Annotated in this window: 9 protein-coding genes; 6 read left to right on the top strand and 3 right to left on the bottom strand. The window is 52.5% G+C overall.

Features of this window, described 5'->3' with window-relative positions; all coding sequences use genetic code 11:
- Positions 1–48: 48 nt before the first annotated feature.
- Positions 49–2,322, top strand: coding sequence for an STT3 domain-containing protein (locus GEOB_RS14825; protein ID WP_012648061.1), 2,274 nt, complete (start codon positions 49–51; stop codon positions 2,320–2,322).
- 66 nt (positions 2,323–2,388) lie between these two features.
- Here GEOB_RS14825 and GEOB_RS14820 read toward each other — a convergent pair whose 3' ends face one another.
- Both GEOB_RS14820 and GEOB_RS14815 read right to left on the bottom strand, forming a co-directional pair.
- Positions 2,389–3,087, bottom strand: coding sequence for a response regulator (locus GEOB_RS14820; RefSeq protein ID WP_012648060.1), 699 nt, complete (start codon positions 3,085–3,087; stop codon positions 2,389–2,391).
- The gene (locus GEOB_RS14815) at positions 3,088–5,064 is read right to left on the bottom strand and encodes a DUF4118 domain-containing protein (protein ID WP_230198964.1); all 1,977 of its coding nucleotides are present in this window, start codon (positions 5,062–5,064) and stop codon (positions 3,088–3,090) included.
- Positions 5,065–5,242: 178 nt separating this feature from the next.
- Between GEOB_RS14815 and GEOB_RS14810 the strand changes: the two genes are divergently transcribed.
- Entirely contained in the window at positions 5,243–7,060 is a 1,818-nt protein-coding gene (locus tag GEOB_RS14810) for a KUP/HAK/KT family potassium transporter (protein ID WP_012648058.1), read from the top strand.
- Between the two features lie 553 nt (positions 7,061–7,613).
- Here GEOB_RS14810 and GEOB_RS14805 read toward each other — a convergent pair.
- Positions 7,614–13,583 (bottom strand): CARDB domain-containing protein, encoded by a 5,970-nt coding sequence (locus tag GEOB_RS14805; RefSeq protein WP_012648057.1) that lies wholly within the window; start codon positions 13,581–13,583, stop codon positions 7,614–7,616.
- A 602-nt stretch (positions 13,584–14,185) separates the two neighbouring features.
- Between GEOB_RS14805 and GEOB_RS14800 the strand changes: the two genes are divergently transcribed.
- The 4 genes from GEOB_RS14800 to GEOB_RS14785 all read left to right on the top strand — a co-directional run bounded on the left by GEOB_RS14800 (position 14,186) and on the right by GEOB_RS14785 (position 18,710).
- Positions 14,186–14,617 carry a hypothetical protein gene (locus GEOB_RS14800; RefSeq protein ID WP_012648056.1) on the top strand — a complete coding sequence of 144 codons (432 nt, stop codon included), beginning with the start codon at positions 14,186–14,188 and terminating at the stop codon, positions 14,615–14,617.
- A gap of 49 nt (positions 14,618–14,666) precedes the next feature.
- A complete protein-coding gene (locus GEOB_RS14795) occupies positions 14,667–15,164 on the top strand; it encodes a DUF3124 domain-containing protein (RefSeq protein ID WP_012648055.1) in 498 nt (165 codons plus the stop codon).
- Between the two features lie 381 nt (positions 15,165–15,545).
- The gene (locus GEOB_RS14790; protein WP_012648054.1) at positions 15,546–17,345 is read left to right on the top strand and encodes a tetratricopeptide repeat protein; all 1,800 of its coding nucleotides are present in this window, start codon (positions 15,546–15,548) and stop codon (positions 17,343–17,345) included.
- Positions 17,346–17,348: 3 nt separating this feature from the next.
- Positions 17,349–18,710 (top strand): TIGR03013 family XrtA/PEP-CTERM system glycosyltransferase, encoded by a 1,362-nt coding sequence (locus GEOB_RS14785; RefSeq protein ID WP_012648053.1) that lies wholly within the window; start codon positions 17,349–17,351, stop codon positions 18,708–18,710.
- The last annotated feature ends 4 nt before the right edge of the window (positions 18,711–18,714 follow it).

Here is an 18,714-nt window from a genome sequence, read left to right as displayed (position 1 = left end):
CACTGGAGGTCAAGAACTCAGGGGTTTTTTGCGTCTGGCGGTAAGAATATGAAAATGTTTAATGAATTTAATGCACAGAGAAGACGGATTTTCTCAGGTACCTTTACTGGTACCGACATTGTCTTTACCTTCATTGTATTCTTGGTGGCATTGGTTGCCAGAATACTCCCCTGGCACCATGTGTTTTTTTCGGGGAAGGTTTACCTCTTCGACCCGGATTGTTATATCCGCTTGAGAAAAATCCTCATTTATATTCATTCCTTTCCTCAAACTCATGTTTACGACTATTTTCAGGGATTTCCCAAAGGGACAGGTGTCATTTCCTCCCCGGCCATGGAGTATCTCATTGCTGTTTTCAGCTATCCCTTTCACAACTTTTCCGGTTTCATTACTCAGCTGGGGAGAGCCGTTGCCCTGGCTCCTTCCCTTATCGGTGCCGTAACTGCCGTTGTAATGTACTTTTTCGTTAAAGGTTGGTGGGGTAGGGCAGCCGCTTTATGTTCCGGCTTGGTCCTGGCTCTTCATCCCAAACATGTTGAAGCAACCATTCTGGGTCGTTTCGACAACGAAATGATTGAACCTTTACTTCTGATGGTGACGTTCTGGCTCTACATCGTCTCCTGCAACAACCGGAAAAACCTTCGTTACTGGTCAGGCTTGGGTGTCTTGAGCGCAGTTTATCTGATGGCTTGGCGTGGTGCTCTCTTTCCCTTGTCTATCATAGGTGTGGATCTGGTCCTGCAGGTATTTCTTCACCGCGGTGATGTGGACAGGCTAAAGGATTTGGGGAAGGGTGCCGGATTGATGTATTTAACAGCGGCAGCCATCCTGGGTTTGATCTGCATTACTGATATGTGGGGAACAGGGGGAATGTTCAGCTGGAATATTGTTTCCTGGTTCCATGTGGCGCTTTTTGTCTGTGCCGGAGTCCCGTTCTTTCTGCTTTACCAATGTGCGGGGAGCAACAAGCTGGACAGGCAAAAGATTATAAAATACGTATGTGTCGCAGCGGTTTTCTTTGGATTGATGCTTGTTTTATTCGGTACACACATCGGTGAAGGACTGAAAGTGATAGGTGGCGGCAATGCATGGATTGACAGCATCTCCCAATACCAGCGCTCAAGCCACATCTCAAAATGGTTAAAATCTTTCGGTATTCTTTCCCTTCTGGCTCCGTTTGCCCTTTTCCTTTTGCCGAGCACCTCTTTCAATGGGATGAAGTGGAAACGCTTCTTGATCCTTTGGACGCTGGTTATGGTGGTCTCAACTATCGGCCGGAACAGGTATGCTGAATATCTGACTTTAAATGTCTCCATATTGGCCGGCATGATCATCTACTATTGCCACTCCATCGGAGACAGCCGACGTGCCGTCATGAGAAGTTCCGGTGCTGTGGCAGTTCTGCTCTGTCTGCAGATTCCTACCTTCGCATATTTCAGCAACCTGTATAGAACCGGCGGTGTCTTCAATATAAAAGGGGATATTGAAGATACCATGCTCTGGCTGAGAGACAATACGCCTTCACCTGGCGATCCTTACCGTCCGTCTACAAAGCCGGCTTACGGTGTAATGGCTCGCTGGGATTATGGGGGGTGGGTGGAATCCATTGCCCTACGTCCTTCCATTGCAACCAATTACGGCACGGAAACCTATGGCATGGAGGAAGTGGCCAGATTCCTTTTGACTAAGGATGAAGATGAGCTGCACAAGGTTCTGGAACGAAACAGGGTTCGATATATCATTATTGATAAAATTCTTGGTGATCTTCCCATGTATGCGAAGCTGATCGGTAACAATTCGCAATTCTTTGTGGAAAGGTGGAATCCCCAGGTTAAAAAGACAGAGTATCTACCGGCACCTGAAACATTTTCCCTGATTTCTTCTCGTCTTTTCTTTGCTGACGGGAGCCTTGCCGAGGCAGCCGGCATACAATTCCAGCCGGTCGAAGGGGTCAGGCTGGTTTACGAATCCGATTCACCAGCATCGGTTGGCGGCTTCCCCTGGGAAATCAAGCGCCTGAAGATATTTGAAAAGGTAGAAGGTGCCAGAGTCAACGTAAGAGGGGTTCCTGGCGCAATGGTAAACCTTTCGCAACCCATTGAGACCAATCAGGGACGTGTCTTTGTCTATAATAACGAAAAATATTTTGACCGACACGGCATGGCCACATTCAGGCTGTTATATCCCCGAAAGAACGACCCCGGTACAACCGGGGCCATAGAGCCGCCCCAGATTGCCAGCAACGGCAGGAAGCAGGTCATTCAGGTCCTGGATACGGACATATCCACCGGCCGCACCCTTGAAGCCACTCTGGCACAGTAGATCCTAAGCAGAGCTTTCGGAAGGGGCGACAGGGCTGAACATGCCCCCGGTCGACCTGCGTAAAACTCATTGAATCTTCAACCGGTAGCCGACACCCGGTTCTGTGATGATATACCGTGGGCGTGAGGGGTCCTTCTCTATCTTATGCCTCAGATTGCTTATGTTTACGCGCAGGACATGCGGCTGTTCCACATAACCTACGCCCCAGATCTGTTTCAGGAGGTGGGCATGGGTAAGAACTCTGCCCGCGTGTGTGACCAGCAGACGCAGGAGATCATATTCCGTCGGAGTTACCTGTACATCCTCTTCCTGCACCTTCACCTTCCGTAGATGTAAATCCACTTCCAGGCCGCCGCTCCTGAATACCGGTTCCACCACCTCCTGCAAAGAACGCCGCAGAGCTACACGCATGCGTGCCAGGAGTTCAGGGATACCGAAGGGTTTGGTCACATAATCATCCGCCCCTGCATCCAGCGCCTTTACCTTGTCATCTTCCCGCTCCCGCACCGACAATACGATAATAGGTACCTGAGACCATTCCCTCACCCGCCGGATCACCTCGACCCCGTCCATATCCGGAAGCCCCAGGTCGAGAAGGATAATGTCAGGCCGCGTCGCCACTGCCGCAGCCAGTGCCGAGTGGCCGTCGTCAGCTTTGTGGAGGCTGAATTCACCCGTATCGAGCGCGGTCTGAAGAAATCGCTGGATTGCAGGTTCATCGTCAACAATAAGTATTCGCGGCAAGCCGTTTTTCTGGTTCGTCATTCAAGCTTCCTTATTCAGTGGAATGGCTACAAGGACTCTCAATCCGCCACCTTCTATATTTTCTGCCCGGATTGTTCCGCCGTGTGCTTCTACGATGCCTTTGCAAATAGAGAGCCCCAGGCCCGTTCCTCCCGCGCCTTCCGGAACAGGTACTCGGTAGAATTTATCGAAGATCTTTACCAGCTCCTTCTCAGGAACACCTGGCCCCCGGTCTTCAACGGCAAGAATAATGAGATCGTCATCCGTTTTGGCCCAAATTGCCAGAGGTGTCCGTGGAGTTGAATACTTCATGCCGTTTTCCAGAAGATTGACAAGGACCTGGGTCATGAACACCATATCCATTTGAACCAGTGGCAGGTCATCGGACAGGTCAATAAGAACCTCCCTGTCTTGCAGACGTGCATCCAAAGGCGCCAAGGCACATCCGACCAGATCCTGTATATCGCAGGGCTCTTTTTTCAGTTTCAGTTCGCCTGCCTCCACCCGGGTCATGTCCAGCAAATTGCCGACAAAACGATTGAGCCGCTCCGCTTCCTCCCAAGCGGCATCCACCAGCTCCAGCCGACCCTTCTCATGGGGAGCGCACCCTTCGTTCCTGAGTGTGCTCAAAGCTCCGGTAATGGAAACCAGCGGAGTGCGCAAATCGTGTGAGACAGAATTGAGAAGGGCCCGCTCCAGTTTCTCCCTTGCCTGGAGTATCTGGGCATGCTCTGCCTGTCGAGCCAGATGTGCTCGCTCCAGTGCCATTGCCGTCTGTGCGGCAAAAGCGTCCAATAGTCGGCGCACTTGCTGATTTTGATGCTCCTCCTCCACGTTCAGCTTGATCCCAAGAATTCCCCGGACCGCCCCCTTGGTCTGGAGAGGCAGGTACAAGTGGTTGGATCCATCGGGAATCATGACTTCTCCCTCTTCTGTCCGGGTACTGTAAAAGGCCGATTCTGCAGCTATCTGTTCCTTGTCACCCCACCTGCTATCGTGACTTACCCCATGGAGCTTCAGCCGGTTCTCATCGGGTAGAAATACCGCCACCTCCGCCTTGAGCGATTCGCCTACGTTATTGACGACCGCTTCTACGATTGAATCCACATCGACAGCAGCGGCCAAGCTCCGGCTAAGGCGGTAGAGTGCCGAAGTCTGCACCTCCCGTTGTCGCACGGCATCGGCGCGTTCGTTGGCCGTGGCCACCAGCGAGCTGATGACAACTCCCACCATGAAAAGCGCCAGGAATGTGATGAGGTATTCGCTGTCGGAGACGGCAAGGGTCAGGTGGGGGGGGACGATGAAGAAATCAAAGGCCAGAACGCTGAAAGTAGCGGTCAGGATGGCCGCTCTTCGCCCCAGGCGAACGGCAGCGAGAACCACAACGAGCAGGTAGATCATTACCAGGTTGGTCGGCGCGATGTGATTGTGAACGAGCTTGCTGATGAGTGTAGCAGCCGTAACGAGTGCAACGCCTGTCGCATAACCTGCCCATGGAGGCGTTTTCCTGAAGAAGTTGCGTTCCCGTTTTGTTTCCACCTGGTCGATGCTGACCACGTAAACGTCAATGTAGCCGCTTAAGTAGATGATGCGATCCACCAGGGGAGGGCGCAGGAATTCAAGCCAGCGCGGCTTTTTCGGTTTTCCCACTACGATCTTGGTGACCTTGTGGCTGACGGCAAAGTCGACTATCGCCTCGGCCACCGATGCTGCCGTCACGGTCTCTATCTGTGCACCAAGGGTTTCCGCCAGACGGAGATTGTTCCAGACCCGTTCCCTGTTTTCCTGCAGGTGTCTGCCCCCTGCTGTCGTTTCAATATATACGACCATCCAGGGAGAATTCATGCCCTTGGCAAGGTGGTGCGTGGTGCGGATCAACTTATCGCTGAAGGGGCTGCCGCTCACGCAAACCATGAGCCGTTCCCCAAATGGTATCGGCCCGTAGCTGACGGGAAATTCGGTTTCCTGTATATCATCTTTGGCGATGCATTCAGTCATGGCGACCATTTTACATGAAATTCATTTCAACGATGCTGTTTTTTGAGCGCTGGAAGGTTTCTTGATATTTTCTTGATGGGGATGCGGTCAGTTTTGAGTCTATCTTTATGCGAATCGGGGTATTTTCTGAGTCAGCAGCCAATTACATCGTCTTTTTGTTCAAGCATCGGGAGAACACATGAAATCAGTTCAAGAACCCGCCTGGAAGGGGATTGTAAGGTCCTTCGGCTTGGTATTCGGCGACATCGGTACCAGTCCCATTTATACGCTCACCGTGATTTTCGCCCTGACCAAACCGACGCCGGACAATGTCATGGGTATCCTCTCCCTTGTGTTCTGGACCATGACAATTCTAGTCACTGCCGAGTATGCCTGGCTGGCCATGGCTCTAGGCAGGAAGGGGGAAGGGGGCACCATCGTCCTCAGGGAAATTCTCATCCGCATGCTGAAGCCGGGGAGGCAGATTGCCGTCATCAGTTTCCTCTCCTACCTGGGAGTCTCGCTCCTTTTGGGGGACGGGGTCATCACTCCGGCTATCAGCATCCTTTCGGCAGTGGAAGGTATGGTTCTGATTCCCGGCTTGGAAGATCTCCACCAGGGGAGCCTGATTCTTATTGCTGCGGTTATCGCCGTAATGCTGTTTTTCTTTCAGTATTGGGGGACAGACCGAATGGCCAGTGCCTTTGGGCCGATCATGGTGGTATGGTTTCTAGCTTTAAGCGTTTCCGGTGTCATCTCTATCACAAGCCATCCGGAAGTCGTGGCTGCCGTCAGCCCGTTCTACGCGGTGAAATTCCTGGCCGACAACGGATTTGCCGGATTTTTTGTCCTGTCCGAGGTCATCCTCTGCGCCACCGGCGGAGAAGCGCTTTACGCCGATATGGGCCATCTGGGACGCAAGCCCATCATCAGGGCATGGTCAATCGTTTTTTTCGCTCTCATCATCAACTACCTGGGGCAGGGGGCTTATGTGCTTTCCCACGGAACAGCAAAGAACCTCCTTTTCGGCATGATTCAGGAGATGGCGCCCATGTTTTACATACCGTTCCTCATCCTCACTATCATGGCGACGATCATCGCATCCCAGGCAATGATCAGCGGTGTATTCTCCGTCGTGTACCAAGGGATAACCACCAGGATCATGCCTCTCCTGAAGGTGGACTACACCTCGACCCATCTCAAGTCACAGATATACATCGGCTCGGTAAACTGGATGCTCCTCGGCTCCGTGATTTGCATAATGCTCATCTTCCGGAAGTCGGAGAACCTGGCTGCCGCTTACGGTCTAGCGGTAACAGGCACCATGACTCTCACCGGCATTATGATAATTATGATTTACAGCCGAACCACTAAGAAATGGAAAGTACCCTTCGCCGTGCTCGTGACATTGGTGGACGTGGTGTTTTTAATTGCTTGTCTCAACAAAATTCCCCACGGCGGCTACTGGTCGATTGTGCTCGCGTCCATCCCGTTCGTTACGATCCTCATTTGGACCCGGGGCCAGCGCGCACTTTACAGGGCGTTGCGTCCCCTGGATCTGGATACTTTTCTCATTGCCTACGAGCAGATATTTTCGAAAGGGAGCAACATTCCCGGTACGGCCCTCTTTTTCACGCGAGAGGCGCGTGTTGTCCCCCCGTATGTTGTGCACTGCGTCATTTCAAGCAACATCATCTATTCTCGCAATGTTTTCGTTTCAATAGTGCGCACTGACGAGCCCTTTGGAGTTAAGCAGCAGATGACCGAAGGATTGGGTTCCGGACTGGATGCCCTGGAGGTTATGGCAGGGTACATGGAAATAATAGATCTCGAGAAAATCCTGAAAGAGATCGGCATCAGGGAGAAGGTCATTTTCTATGGTATCGAGGATATCGACACGACCAACTTCGCCTGGCGCATTTTCAGCACAATCAAGAAGCTGACCCCCAACTTCGTAAAATTCTACAAACTTCCACCGAGTAAACTTCAGGGGGTTGTGACGCGGGTAGAGATGTAGCTTTGGTATAAGCTGGCGAAATCAGCTTGATTAACGACTCCTGCGCGGTGCAAGGAGGAACTGACTGGCAGTAATCGGTGGGATGCAGGCAGTACTGCTACCCTATGGTGGTTTCACTTGCACCTGGTAAACGACCCTCTTTCGATTAGCTTTGCAATCCTTTGCAATTCTTCATTTCTGGCCGTCTGATCTGTTGACGGACAGCTTTTCTTTCCCCACATGGAATGAAATAATCTTTCTATAACCCTGCTGATCGCTCCACCGGAGAGAAACCCTCTTTTGTCCATTCCTTCCCCCTCTGTTGCTGCTTTTATGGAAAGTGCAACATATTGTTGTGACAGGCAGGTCTAGGTGTACTTTCTCTTTTCGTCAGTAATTCAGGAAACTTGAAAATAATTTAAATTTGTCAAGGAATTTTCTTTCAGGCAGGTCAACGGGGAATCGGGTGGGCGCATTAGCCATTGCATCGGCATTAGGAGAGATAAGAGGGTAAGATAGGAAGACGAAGGAGCAGGCTGACGTTTGTCAGCCTGCTTCCCTGTTTCAGGAGGTCCTAGAGTTTGGTAATGACAATTTCATTGCCTGCAAGAGCGTTATTAGTTTCGTTGAGCTCTGCGTTGGCGTTGCCTGTGTCGGCTATCCCACCGAAATAGTAGGTGCCGGATACAAAGGTTGAAGGGACAGTTCCGTTAATGGTTATGGTTGTCTCTTCCCCTGCGGCCAGACCATAGATGTACTGGGCACCCAGGGAAGTATCGGCCGTGGTGATTTCATTGTCAGCCGAGATGTAGGAACGGACCAGGAAGGTGTTCCATGCCCTGCCGTTACCGGCGTTCTTGACTTTCAGGGTCACAGGTACCATCTGACCTGTGTTTGCGCTCAAAGGACCGGCAACGGAAGTGACGACGAGATCGGGAGTCACCTGGGTGCGGTTGACCGTAACCAGGTTTCCGGCAAGAGCATTGTTGGCTTCGTCAATCTCGGTATTGGCGTTGCCGGTGTCGGTTATGGCTCCGAAGTAATAGGGTGTGGCACCCCCGGCTCCACGGGGAATGGTGGTGGTGAAGGTCAGGGTTACCTCTTCCCCTGCGGCCAGACCGTAGATGTACTGGGCACCCAGGGAAGTATCGGCCGTGGTGATCGCGTTGTCAGCCGAGAGGTAGGGACGGACCAGGAAGGTGTTCCATGCCCTGCCGTTACCGCTGTTCTTGACTTTGACGGTGACGGTTGCCGGTGGCGTGCTGTCGGTATCGGTATCGATGACGGTCGGACCGGCAACGGAAGTGACGACGAGATCGGGAGTCACCTGGGTGCGGTTGACCGTAACCAGGTTTCCGGCAAGAGCATTGTTGGCTTCGTCAATCTCGGTATTGGCGTTGCCGGTGTCGGTTATGGCTCCGAAGTAATAGGGTGTGGCACCCCCGGCTCCACGGGGAATGGTGGTGGTGAAGGTCAGTGTTACCTCTTCCCCTGCGGCCAGACCGTAGATGTACTGGGCACCCAGGGAAGTATCGGCCGTGGTGATCGCGTTGTCAGTCGAGAGGTAGGGACGGACCAGGAAGGTGTTCCATGCCCTGCCGTTACCGCTGTTCTTGACTTTGACGGTGACGGTTGCCGGTGGCGTGCTGTCGGTATCAGTATCGATGACGGTCGGACCGGCAACGGAAGTGACGACGAGATCGGGAGTCACCTGGGTGCGGTTGACCGTAACCAGGTTTCCGGCAAGAGCATTGTTGGCTTCGTCAATCTCGGTATTGGCGTTGCCGGTGTCGGTTATGGCTCCGAAGTAATAGGGTGTGGCACCCCCGGCTCCACGGGGAATGGTGGTGGTGAAGGTCAGTGTTACCTCTTCCCCTGCGGCCAGACCGTAGATGTACTGGGCACCCAGGGAAGTATCGGCCGTGGTGATCGCGTTGTCAGTCGAGAGGTAGGGACGGACCAGGAAGGTGTTCCATGCCCTGCCGTTACCGCTGTTCTTGACTTTGACGGTGACGGTTGCCGGTGGCGTGCTGTCGGTATCGGTATCGATGACGGTCGGACCGGCAACGGAAGTGACGACGAGATCGGGAGTCATCTGGGTGCGGTTGACCGTAACCAGGTTTCCGGCAAGAGCATTGTTGGCTTCGTCAATCTCGGTATTGGCGTTGCCGGTGTCGGTTATGGCTCCGAAGTAATAGGGTGTGGCACCCCCGGCTCCACGGGGAATGGTGGTGGTGAAGGTCAGTGTTACCTCTTCCCCTGCGGCCAGACCGTAGATGTACTGGGCACCCAGGGAAGTGTCGGCCGTGGTGATCGCGTTGTCAGCCGAGAGGTAGGGACGGACCAGGAAGGTGTTCCATGCCCTGCCGTTACCGCTGTTCTTGACTTTGACGGTGACGGTTGCCGGTGGCGTGCTGTCGGTATCAGTATCGATGACGGTCGGACCGGCAACGGAAGTGACGACGAGATCGGGAGTCACCTGGGTGCGGTTGACCGTAACCAGGTTTCCGGCAAGAGCATTGTTGGCTTCGTCAATCTCGGTATTGGCGTTGCCGGTGTCGGTTATGGCTCCGAAGTAATAGGGTGTGGCACCCCCGGCTCCACGGGGAATGGTGGTGGTGAAGGTCAGTGTTACCTCTTCCCCTGCGGCCAGACCGTAGATGTACTGGGCACCCAGGGAAGTATCGGCCGTGGTGATCGCGTTGTCAGCCGAGAGGTAGGGACGGACCAGGAAGGTGTTCCATGCCCTGCCGTTACCGCTGTTCTTGACTTTGACGGTGACGGTTGCCGGTGGCGTGCTGTCGGTATCGGTATCGATGACGGTCGGACCGGCAACGGAAGTGACGACGAGATCGGGAGTCACCTGGGTGCGGTTGACCGTAACCAGGTTTCCGGCAAGAGCATTGTTGGCTTCGTCAATCTCGGTATTGGCGTTGCCGGTGTCGGTTATGGCTCCGAAGTAATAGGGTGTGGCACCCCCGGCTCCACGGGGAATGGTGGTGGTGAAGGTCAGTGTTACCTCTTCCCCTGCGGCCAGACCGTAGATGTACTGGGCACCCAGGGAAGTATCGGCCGTGGTGATCGCGTTGTCAGTCGAGAGGTAGGGACGGACCAGGAAGGTGTTGGACGCCCTGCCTTCCCCGATATTTTTTACTTTGACCACGACGGTTGCCGGTGGCGTGCTGTCGGTATCGGTGTCGATGACGGTCGGACCGGATACTGAGGTTACCACCAAGTCGGGACCTCGCAGTTCAAGCAGGTTTCCTGCCAGGCTGTTGTTGGTCTCATCGGCCTCGTACTGTACATTGGCGTAATCTGCTATCGCGCCGACATAGTAACTCCCCATGCTGCCGTTAAGAGTTACGGTGGTCGTCCCCGAAGAACATTGTCCTGCTGCAAGAGAAGCTACTGACCGGCTGCCAACGCGTGTATCGCTTGTGGCAATACTGTTGTCGGATGAAAGGTATAATCCTAACGAAAAGGCATTTGAGTTTCCCACCCCGATATTGCACACGGTATCGGTTATGGCAGCCGAGGCTCCTGTTCCCGCTGTCGGAGGACCAGCGATTGTCTGCATCACCAGGTCGGGGGGCTGGAGACGATTAATACTCACACCCGTCGTTTGCGCATTACCGAGAGTATCGGTGGCAATGACGGTGAAGTTATTCATTCCCAGTGTCAGTGGAACCGCCAGTTCATAATATCCGTCGCTTGAACGGTAAGTGGCTTCCGTCCCGTTGACCGTAATCGAGGCGATTCCGGAATGGTCGGTCGCAGTCCCGTATATGTTCGACTCGGGGAGATACGTGTCATAGCCGTTCGAGGAGTTGGCGGTCAGTTCCGGTGGAACGTTTGCCGTGGTGAAGCTGTATAGTCTTCCGCCGTTGTCGCTTTTTACAAGGTTTCCGGCCTCGTCGGTCGAATAAAGCTCATAGTAGTAGGTCTTGGCTTCTTTGAGGTTTCCAAGGCCGATACCATGCTGGGTTGACAGTTTGAAGTCGGATTTATAGGAGCCGAGGGCGCCTGTTTCACCGTAGTTAATGGTAGAATCGGCCGGTTCGTCTGTCAGCCATGCGGCTGTTGCACCGATATCGGATATGGAATCAACGGTTACCGACGATATGACCGGGGGGGTGATATCGATCAGGGCCGTAGCGGTTGCCGTGGCCGGAGACCCAGTACCGTCGTTGGCGTCCTCATAGGTACCGGTAACGGTGTTGCCCCCGATTACCTCAAGATAACCGTTGTTTGAGGCCGGAGCACCGAGCCTGAGGCCGACCGTGCCGGTAAAGACTGACGAGTCGGGGGTGGTTTCAACAAGTCTCACACGCTCGCCTGCCTGCTCCGTGTCGCTCTTTATGTTTACATATACTTCCTGAAGTGTTGTGCTGTCGCTATTGAGGTCGAGGTCGGCCACCTTTATCTCTACGGTGCCGGCTGCGTTGTACCTGTTCTTGTTGAGACTGATCATCCCTTTGGAGGTTACCCCGGAAGCGCCGGTAAGGACAAGGGCGAACGGTTGTGGCCCGTTCGGAATGTTATACCCGCTGATGGTGATGGTATAGGTGCCTTTATTCGGCGCTTTGATGAGGATCTGCTCTTCCACGTTCAGCCTGTCGGCATTGCCGCCGGCCGCTGATTCGCCGTTGGAGAAGACGTTCCCGGTATATGTGGTCCCGTCTGGTGCCGTAATTGTCAGGTCCAGATCGTTGACGAGCGCCTTTGCGGCGCCTACTGCACCGGGATAGTCTGTCCAGACAAGGGTCGCCTTCAGGGCATGGTCGCCGGTGACAAAGTAGGGCTGACTCCAGCTTTCGCCGGTGGCCAATCCGGTGTTATTGTCCAGGACTTCAAGCGTATTCGCGTCACCGCTGAAGCTGAGGGTTTTTGAAATATTGATCCTTCCCCACCCTTGACCGCTGGAAGGGATCACGTCGTCGGTGTTACTGCCGCTCATGTTCTGGCCGCTGTTCACCAGGGTTGCCTTGATGAGGGCGGCTGAGGGTGTGAAGGCATTAGCAGAATTGGCCGCTCCCCCTGGGTAGAAACCTTCGGTGTAATACTGCCTGACCAATGCCGCTGCTCCAGCCACCGTGGGAGTGGCCATGGAAGTACCGCTATAGGAGAGGGTGCCGCTGTTGTTGCTGTTTTTGATTCCGTCGGAGTCAGCCGAGATGATATTGACTCCCGGCGCTGTTATTGTTGGCTTGATGCGGCCGTCTGCAGTGGGGCCATTTGAGCTGAAGGAGGCGATATTTTCTGCACCTGTTCCATTTTCCGTGGCCCCGACGCTGACAACGCTCTTGGCTGAAGCCGGGTATCCCACACTGCCGACTCCGGGACCGGCGTTACCATTGGCGAAAAGGGCCAGGAAGTCTTTATGTTCCCACATGAAGCGGTCGACGCTCATTGCAGCTGCATTATAGGAACTGCCGCCGCCCCCCCAACTGTTGGTATGAAGCCTGGCGCCTGCGTTATACGCAGTTATGAACATGAGACCCAAGTCTGAAGGTGGGTAGACATACCTTGTTTCACCGGGGCTGATATCCTGGAGAAAGAACCTGGATTTGGGGGCCATGCCGTTAGCGTTTGCAAGGCCGTCGACGGGGGTACGGTCGCCACCCACAGAGCCGGCCACATGGGTTCCATGACCGGAGTTGGAATCGTAATCATCGCCGTAGGTCGGATCGTAACCGACGACCTTCCGGTGCATAGGCCCGATGGTTGTCCCTGCCGGATCACGGAACCAGGGCATGTCGTAGTCGATCCCACTGTCGCCGATGCCCACGATCTGGCCTTCTCCGTGGAGCCCATGGTCCCATATCTTGGTATTATTCGAAGTGTAGGTCTGTATGACCCATTTGGAGGTGTCATTAAGGAGCTGAAGATCAGTTGCTTCTTCGACGGAAAGCACTTCTTCGATCTGGGCCAACTGGGCAATATCCTCCTGGTTTACCTCCACCCGGAGCAAATCGCCGCTTACATCGAGGACTTTTCCTTTCTTCCCATGAACAATGGACAATACCTGTGATTGATTTTCCTTGCTGTCCAGCTTGATATGAAGCTTTACCTTCTTTCCTTTTTGTACTCTCAGCTCACCGCTCTCGTCCTTGAGATTCTGGTGAATCTTGTAAGCGGGCTTGTACCGCACGACACCGCTTACGAAGGGTAGCTTTTTCACCTCATTTGTCGTCTTATTGTCCATGCTGACGATAAATGCGAAATCGGGGACATAATCTCCGATTCGGGCTCCAAGTTCGGCCAATTGCTTCTTGTCTGCCTCATGCACTGGGCCGTCGAACTGAACGATCCACTTTCTGTCGCTTCTTTTTTTCTGCCGTCCGTTCTCTGGCGGTCCCTTGTCAGGCTCCTGCTCGTCCGCAGTATCGAGTACTGCCGGAACGGAAGGTTCTCCTTCTTTCAGGTCGAAGTTGTAACCGTTGATCTGCACTCGGTTCTGGGCGTGTGAGATTCCCACCCCGCCAAGAATGATCAATACCGGCAACAACAATCCCAGCATCCTGCTTAGCCTGTACCTGTACATTGCATCCTCCTCTGTTTTTTTTGCTGCTGCAGAAAATAACAAGCGTCAACACAACGAACTATGAATCTTTTGGGTAATTTGATGCAGCCGGCAGTAACGGTTTAGGTGGAACAATCAAAAATAAGGGGATGGTATGAAGAATAACGGGAGGTATTTAAGAATGGTTAATATAATTGTCGTAATTATAAATTGTCAAGCATCAATTTGTGGTGCTGGATAATTACGCGCACAAATCCGGCTTATGGGCCGTCAAGTCCCGATAATTGGGGGGGGCGGGGCAAAGGGCAATGTCTCCGGACCCCCCATGACGTACCTTGCCGCCCGAAGGCTGACATGATTGAATCGTAGAAAACCTCACATTCGCTTTGAACAACAGGAAGATAACCAGCAATGCTCTAATTTTTTCTACCCTCTACCCACAGGTTCCGCGAAATTGAATCTGTAAAAAAGCAACACGGACGATGTCCAGCAATGCCCGTGTTTGGCGGACCTGCATCCAATATCTGGTGTTTCACCTTTGACAAGAATGGACGGTAGTTATATAGTGCGCCCGTGTTGGAAAAGTTGTATTCACATCTCGTTAAAGAGACCTGGAGAGTGTGATGAGAAAAATTATTTTCGTTTTATTGTGGCTGATCCCGCAGTTTTCTCTGGCAGGCGAGCTGCAAACGACAAAGGAAGCTAAGGAACTGTCTGAAAATATCGTCGGTTACTTTATCAAGGCTGACTTCAAAAAGGGGCTGGAGCTGGCCAAACCATTCTGGCCTCTGCCGGAAGTGGAAATAGACGGGCTTGCAAATCAAATAGCAACCCAATGGCCGGTGGTTCAACAACGTTTCGGAAAGGCTACCGGCAAAGAATTTGTGAGAGAAGAGAGTATAGGAAAATCCTTCGTTCGCTATTATTATCTGCATAAATTCGAGAACCACTCGCTGCTTTGGCGTTTCACCTTCTATAAACCCTTGAATACATGGAAAATCAACGGCATTCAATATATCGATGATTTTGACTATCTTTTTGAAAGTAGAAACTGACAAATTGATCCGGCTCTGTATCCATAAAATGAGATATCAGGAGACTCTTATGACATACCGATGTCAGTGCAACAAATTACTTACCATCTGTATATTACTTGTCATGCTTTTGTCTATTGGCCAAATCGCGTTTGCAGGAACAGAATACAGGGCTTCAAAAGGACAAATCTTATATGTGCCCGTCTATTCCAATATCTTCAGCGCCCCAAAAAAGATTCCATTCAATCTGGCAACTATTTTAAGTATCAGGAATACGGATATGTGGAATCCTATCAAAATTGTTGCTGCGGATTACTATGATACAAAGGGTAGGTTGGTGAGAAAATACTACCAACAACCAGTAACCCTCGGACCTTTGGAGTCAACGGATATTTTTATTCCTGAGGAGGATACAACGGGCGGTACTGGCGCCAATTTTATCGTCAGATGGACTTCGCAGAAAGAAGTAAATGTTCCTGTCATAGAAAGCGTGATGATCGGCATGAAGTCCGGACAAGGCATCTCCTTTGTAAGCTCGGGACAGGAAATAAAAGACACTACCCGTTGAACTGCAACCTTGCATCTCTCCAGGAAATTCCCCCTACGAATAGTGAGGGGAAAATCTCCCCATTGTGCCGCAATCTTCTCCTTACTCGTGTAACCCCCCATTATTAAAATTGGCCTGTGGGCTGCCATAGCCATTTTCCTCTCTCAAATCCTTATCAAAACACCCTCTGTCATCCTTATTCTTTTCCTTTGATCTGCCTTGACATCGCACCGTGCTGCGGTAAATTAAATTAAGCTATTTAAATAATAGAAAAATAATTAACTTGCTGGTCCCCCGCACGGGTTTGGTCCCTGAGGAGTCCTCGAGTAAACCGCCCAGATCACATTGGACTTTCCGGTAAGGCGAAATACTGTTCACAATCCATGGCTGGAGGATTCGGTTTTGCTAAAGTTTCTCGTGTTGCTCGTCTTAATCTTCATCTTGCCCGGTTGCAGCAGCAAGGCAAAGGAAGAGCTATATGCCGAGGGAATCAGTCAGATCGGCAAAGGCAACGCCGGCGGCGCGATAGTGTTGTTGAAGAATGCCCTGGAAAAGGATCCCGAGTATCTGAGTGCGCGATATCAGCTGGCTTTGGCTTATGTGAAGGCCAACAAGCACGAACAGGCGGAAAAGGAGTTCCTGCAGGTACTGGAGCAAAATCCTGCAAAAAGTACGGTACATCTGGACCTGGCAAGGCTTTACAACACCATGGGAAAGCCTGAACAGGCCCGTGCCGAAGTTGAAGAATACCTGAAAAGCAATGGCCGTACCGCAGAGGCGCTGGGCTTGATCGGAGAAAGCTATGCCCTGCAGAAAAACCTTGAACAGGCCGAACGCTACCTGCTGCAATCCATGCAGGGGGACACAAAAAACACCGGCGTAAAACTTGCCCTTGCAGGTATCTACATGGCCTGGCGGAAGCACCCGGAAGCAAGGCGGCAGCTTGAGGAAACACTGGCCATGGAGCCGAAAAACAGCAAGGCCTGCTACCTTATGGCAGCACTTGAGAATACCATGGGCAACAGCGACAGAGCCCTTGAGCTGTATCAGCAGATTGCCGGTTTCGATAAGGCCGACCCGGTTGCACCTTACAAAATGGGCCTTGTCTATCTGGACAAGCATGATGTGGAAAAGGCCCGGAAACTGGCAGCTTACCTGGTGAAAACCTTTCCGGACAAGGGTGAGGGGAGCCGGTTGCAGGGGCTTGTCCAGTACTATACGAAGAATTACACGGAAGCTATCGCACTTTTGCAGGAATCCCTGAAAAAACAACCATCCATGGAAGGGTATTACTTTCTCGGGCTTAGCCTCTATTGCCATGGTGAACTGGAGAATGCCCTCAGCCAGTTCAGAAGAATAATCGATTATAACCCGTCATTTGTCCAGGCTCGCGTCCTCAACAGCTTGATACTTCTCAGGCAGGGGCGGGCCGATGATGCTATCGGTGAAATCCGGAAGGTCTTGCAGATTGACCCAGGCCATGCCTTTGCCCATAACGTCCTCGGCAGGGGATATCTGGCGAAGGGGATGAATGAAGAGGGAGTGAGGGAACTCAAGGCAGCGACCGGCCTGGGTCCGACAGCCACCGGCGATATGTTGAAAAGAGGGGGCGAAGGGGATCAATGGAATATTGAAACCCTGATGATACTGGGTGATCTGAATGCAGGAAACAAGGACAACAAGGCAGCCATGGCAGCATTTACCGAAGCGGCGCGGAACAAACCCGACTATGCTCCTGCATTGTACGCACAGGGGGTATTGCTGGACCAGTCGGGACAAAAGAAAGAGGCGGCGGCAAAATACCGGGCAGCCCTGGAAAAGTCGGAAAACTATGTCCAGGCGCTGAATAATCTGGCCTGTCTCTATGCCGACGGTTATGGCAGCCTCAGTGAGGCCGAACGTCTGGCCATGAGGGCATACAAGCTTCAACCCTCCAATCCTGCCGTGATGGAAACCCTTGGTTACGTTCTGCTCAAAAACGGGCAAAAGCCCCATGCCCTCGAACTATTGCAAAAGGCGGCCGAGAGACTGCCGAATAATGGCTATGCCCAGTATCATCTGGCTTTAGCCCTCATGGAAACCGGAAATGAAGTCCAGGCCGGATTGAAGCTGAAGAAGGCCCTTCAGCTGGGAAAATTCCCCGAACAGGACCAGGCAAAAAACATACTTGCCCAGTTGCGCAGGTCTGAAAAAAGGAATTAGCTCATGGTCAAAAGGGTCCTAATCTTGATAACCGGGGATGCGGTAGCGGCATGTCTTGCTCTGATCCTGGCCCATTACGCCCTTTACGGGTTTCTGCCGGCAAGTGAGGAGCTGGGCGAGATCCACCTGGTAAGGGTAATTATCTTTATTTTTACCTCCCTGTTTTCTTCTTTCCTGGTGGAGATTTACTACCTGAACAGGTTTCTCGGTGGCAAGGAAAGTGCCGTCCGTATAGGCACATCGGTCATTTTTTCATTTTTCGTGTTGTCGGTGATCTACCATTTTCAGCCACTCCATATGTATGGAGGGTGGATGCTGGTGCTGGCGCTGGTGCTGTTCGGGTCTTTGCAGCTGGCCTGGCATTATCTCTGTTATCTGAGCTCCAGGTTCTCAGCCTTTGCCAGAAGGGTGCTGGTGCTCGGGACCGGCCCTCTGGCAAGGCAGATCGGCGGGCTCATCACCGCTGGTAATCAGAACTATGTTCTTTCCGGCTATGTGGACTGCACCAGTGAGATATTCGATCAAACATCGGCAGAGATTCCTGCCCTGTCTGTCCAACTTTACGAAAGGGTGAAGAATTCACGGGCACACAAGATCGTCATTTCCCTGTCCGAACGGAGAGGCATATTTCCCCTGCAGGAAGTCCTGACCTGCAAATTCAGCGGCATAGAGGTGGTGGATGCTCCCTCTTTCTACGAGCAGATGACGGGAAAGCTGCTTCTGGAGAATATCACTCCCAGCTGGTTCATATTCTCCCAGGGATTCAGGGTCACCATACTTCTGCGTATCCTGAAAAGGGTAGTGGATATAGTCTGCGCAGCGCTCATTCTGCTGGCGTTCCTCCCTTTTTTGCCAATCATCGTGCTCCTGATCAAGCTTGATTCTCCAGGGCCGGTCCTGTTCAGGCAGCAGCGGGTGGGGGCCAGGGAAAAGCCGTTTACCATCTACAAGTTCAGGACCATGAAGGCCGATGCGGAGAAAGGGACCGGTGCGGTCTGGGCCAGCAAGGACGACCCGAGGGTGACGAGAACAGGTGAATTTCTCCGCAAAAGCAGGATCGATGAGATCCCCCAGCTTTTCAACGTGCTGGGAGGTTCCATGAGCCTGGTGGGCCCCAGACCCGAGCGCCCGGAATTCGTGGAGAAACTGAAGGAGATCATTCCCTACTATTCCAGCAGGCATTTTGTCAAACCGGGGGTCACAGGATGGGCGCAGGTCAGCTATCCCTACGGTGCGTCAGTTGATGATGCCATAGAAAAGCTCAGGTACGACCTTTACTATATCAAGAACCTGACCCTTATTTTCGATCTGATGATCATCCTGGAGACAATAAAGGTGGTTCTTTTCAGGCGAGGTGGAAGATGACAAA

Origin of the sequence: Geotalea daltonii FRC-32, assembly GCF_000022265.1 — a bacterium.
Lineage (GTDB): Bacteria > Desulfobacterota > Desulfuromonadia > Geobacterales > Geobacteraceae > Geotalea > Geotalea daltonii.
Note: the sequence above shows the minus strand (reverse complement) of the source record. Positions and strands in the feature narration are given on the sequence as shown.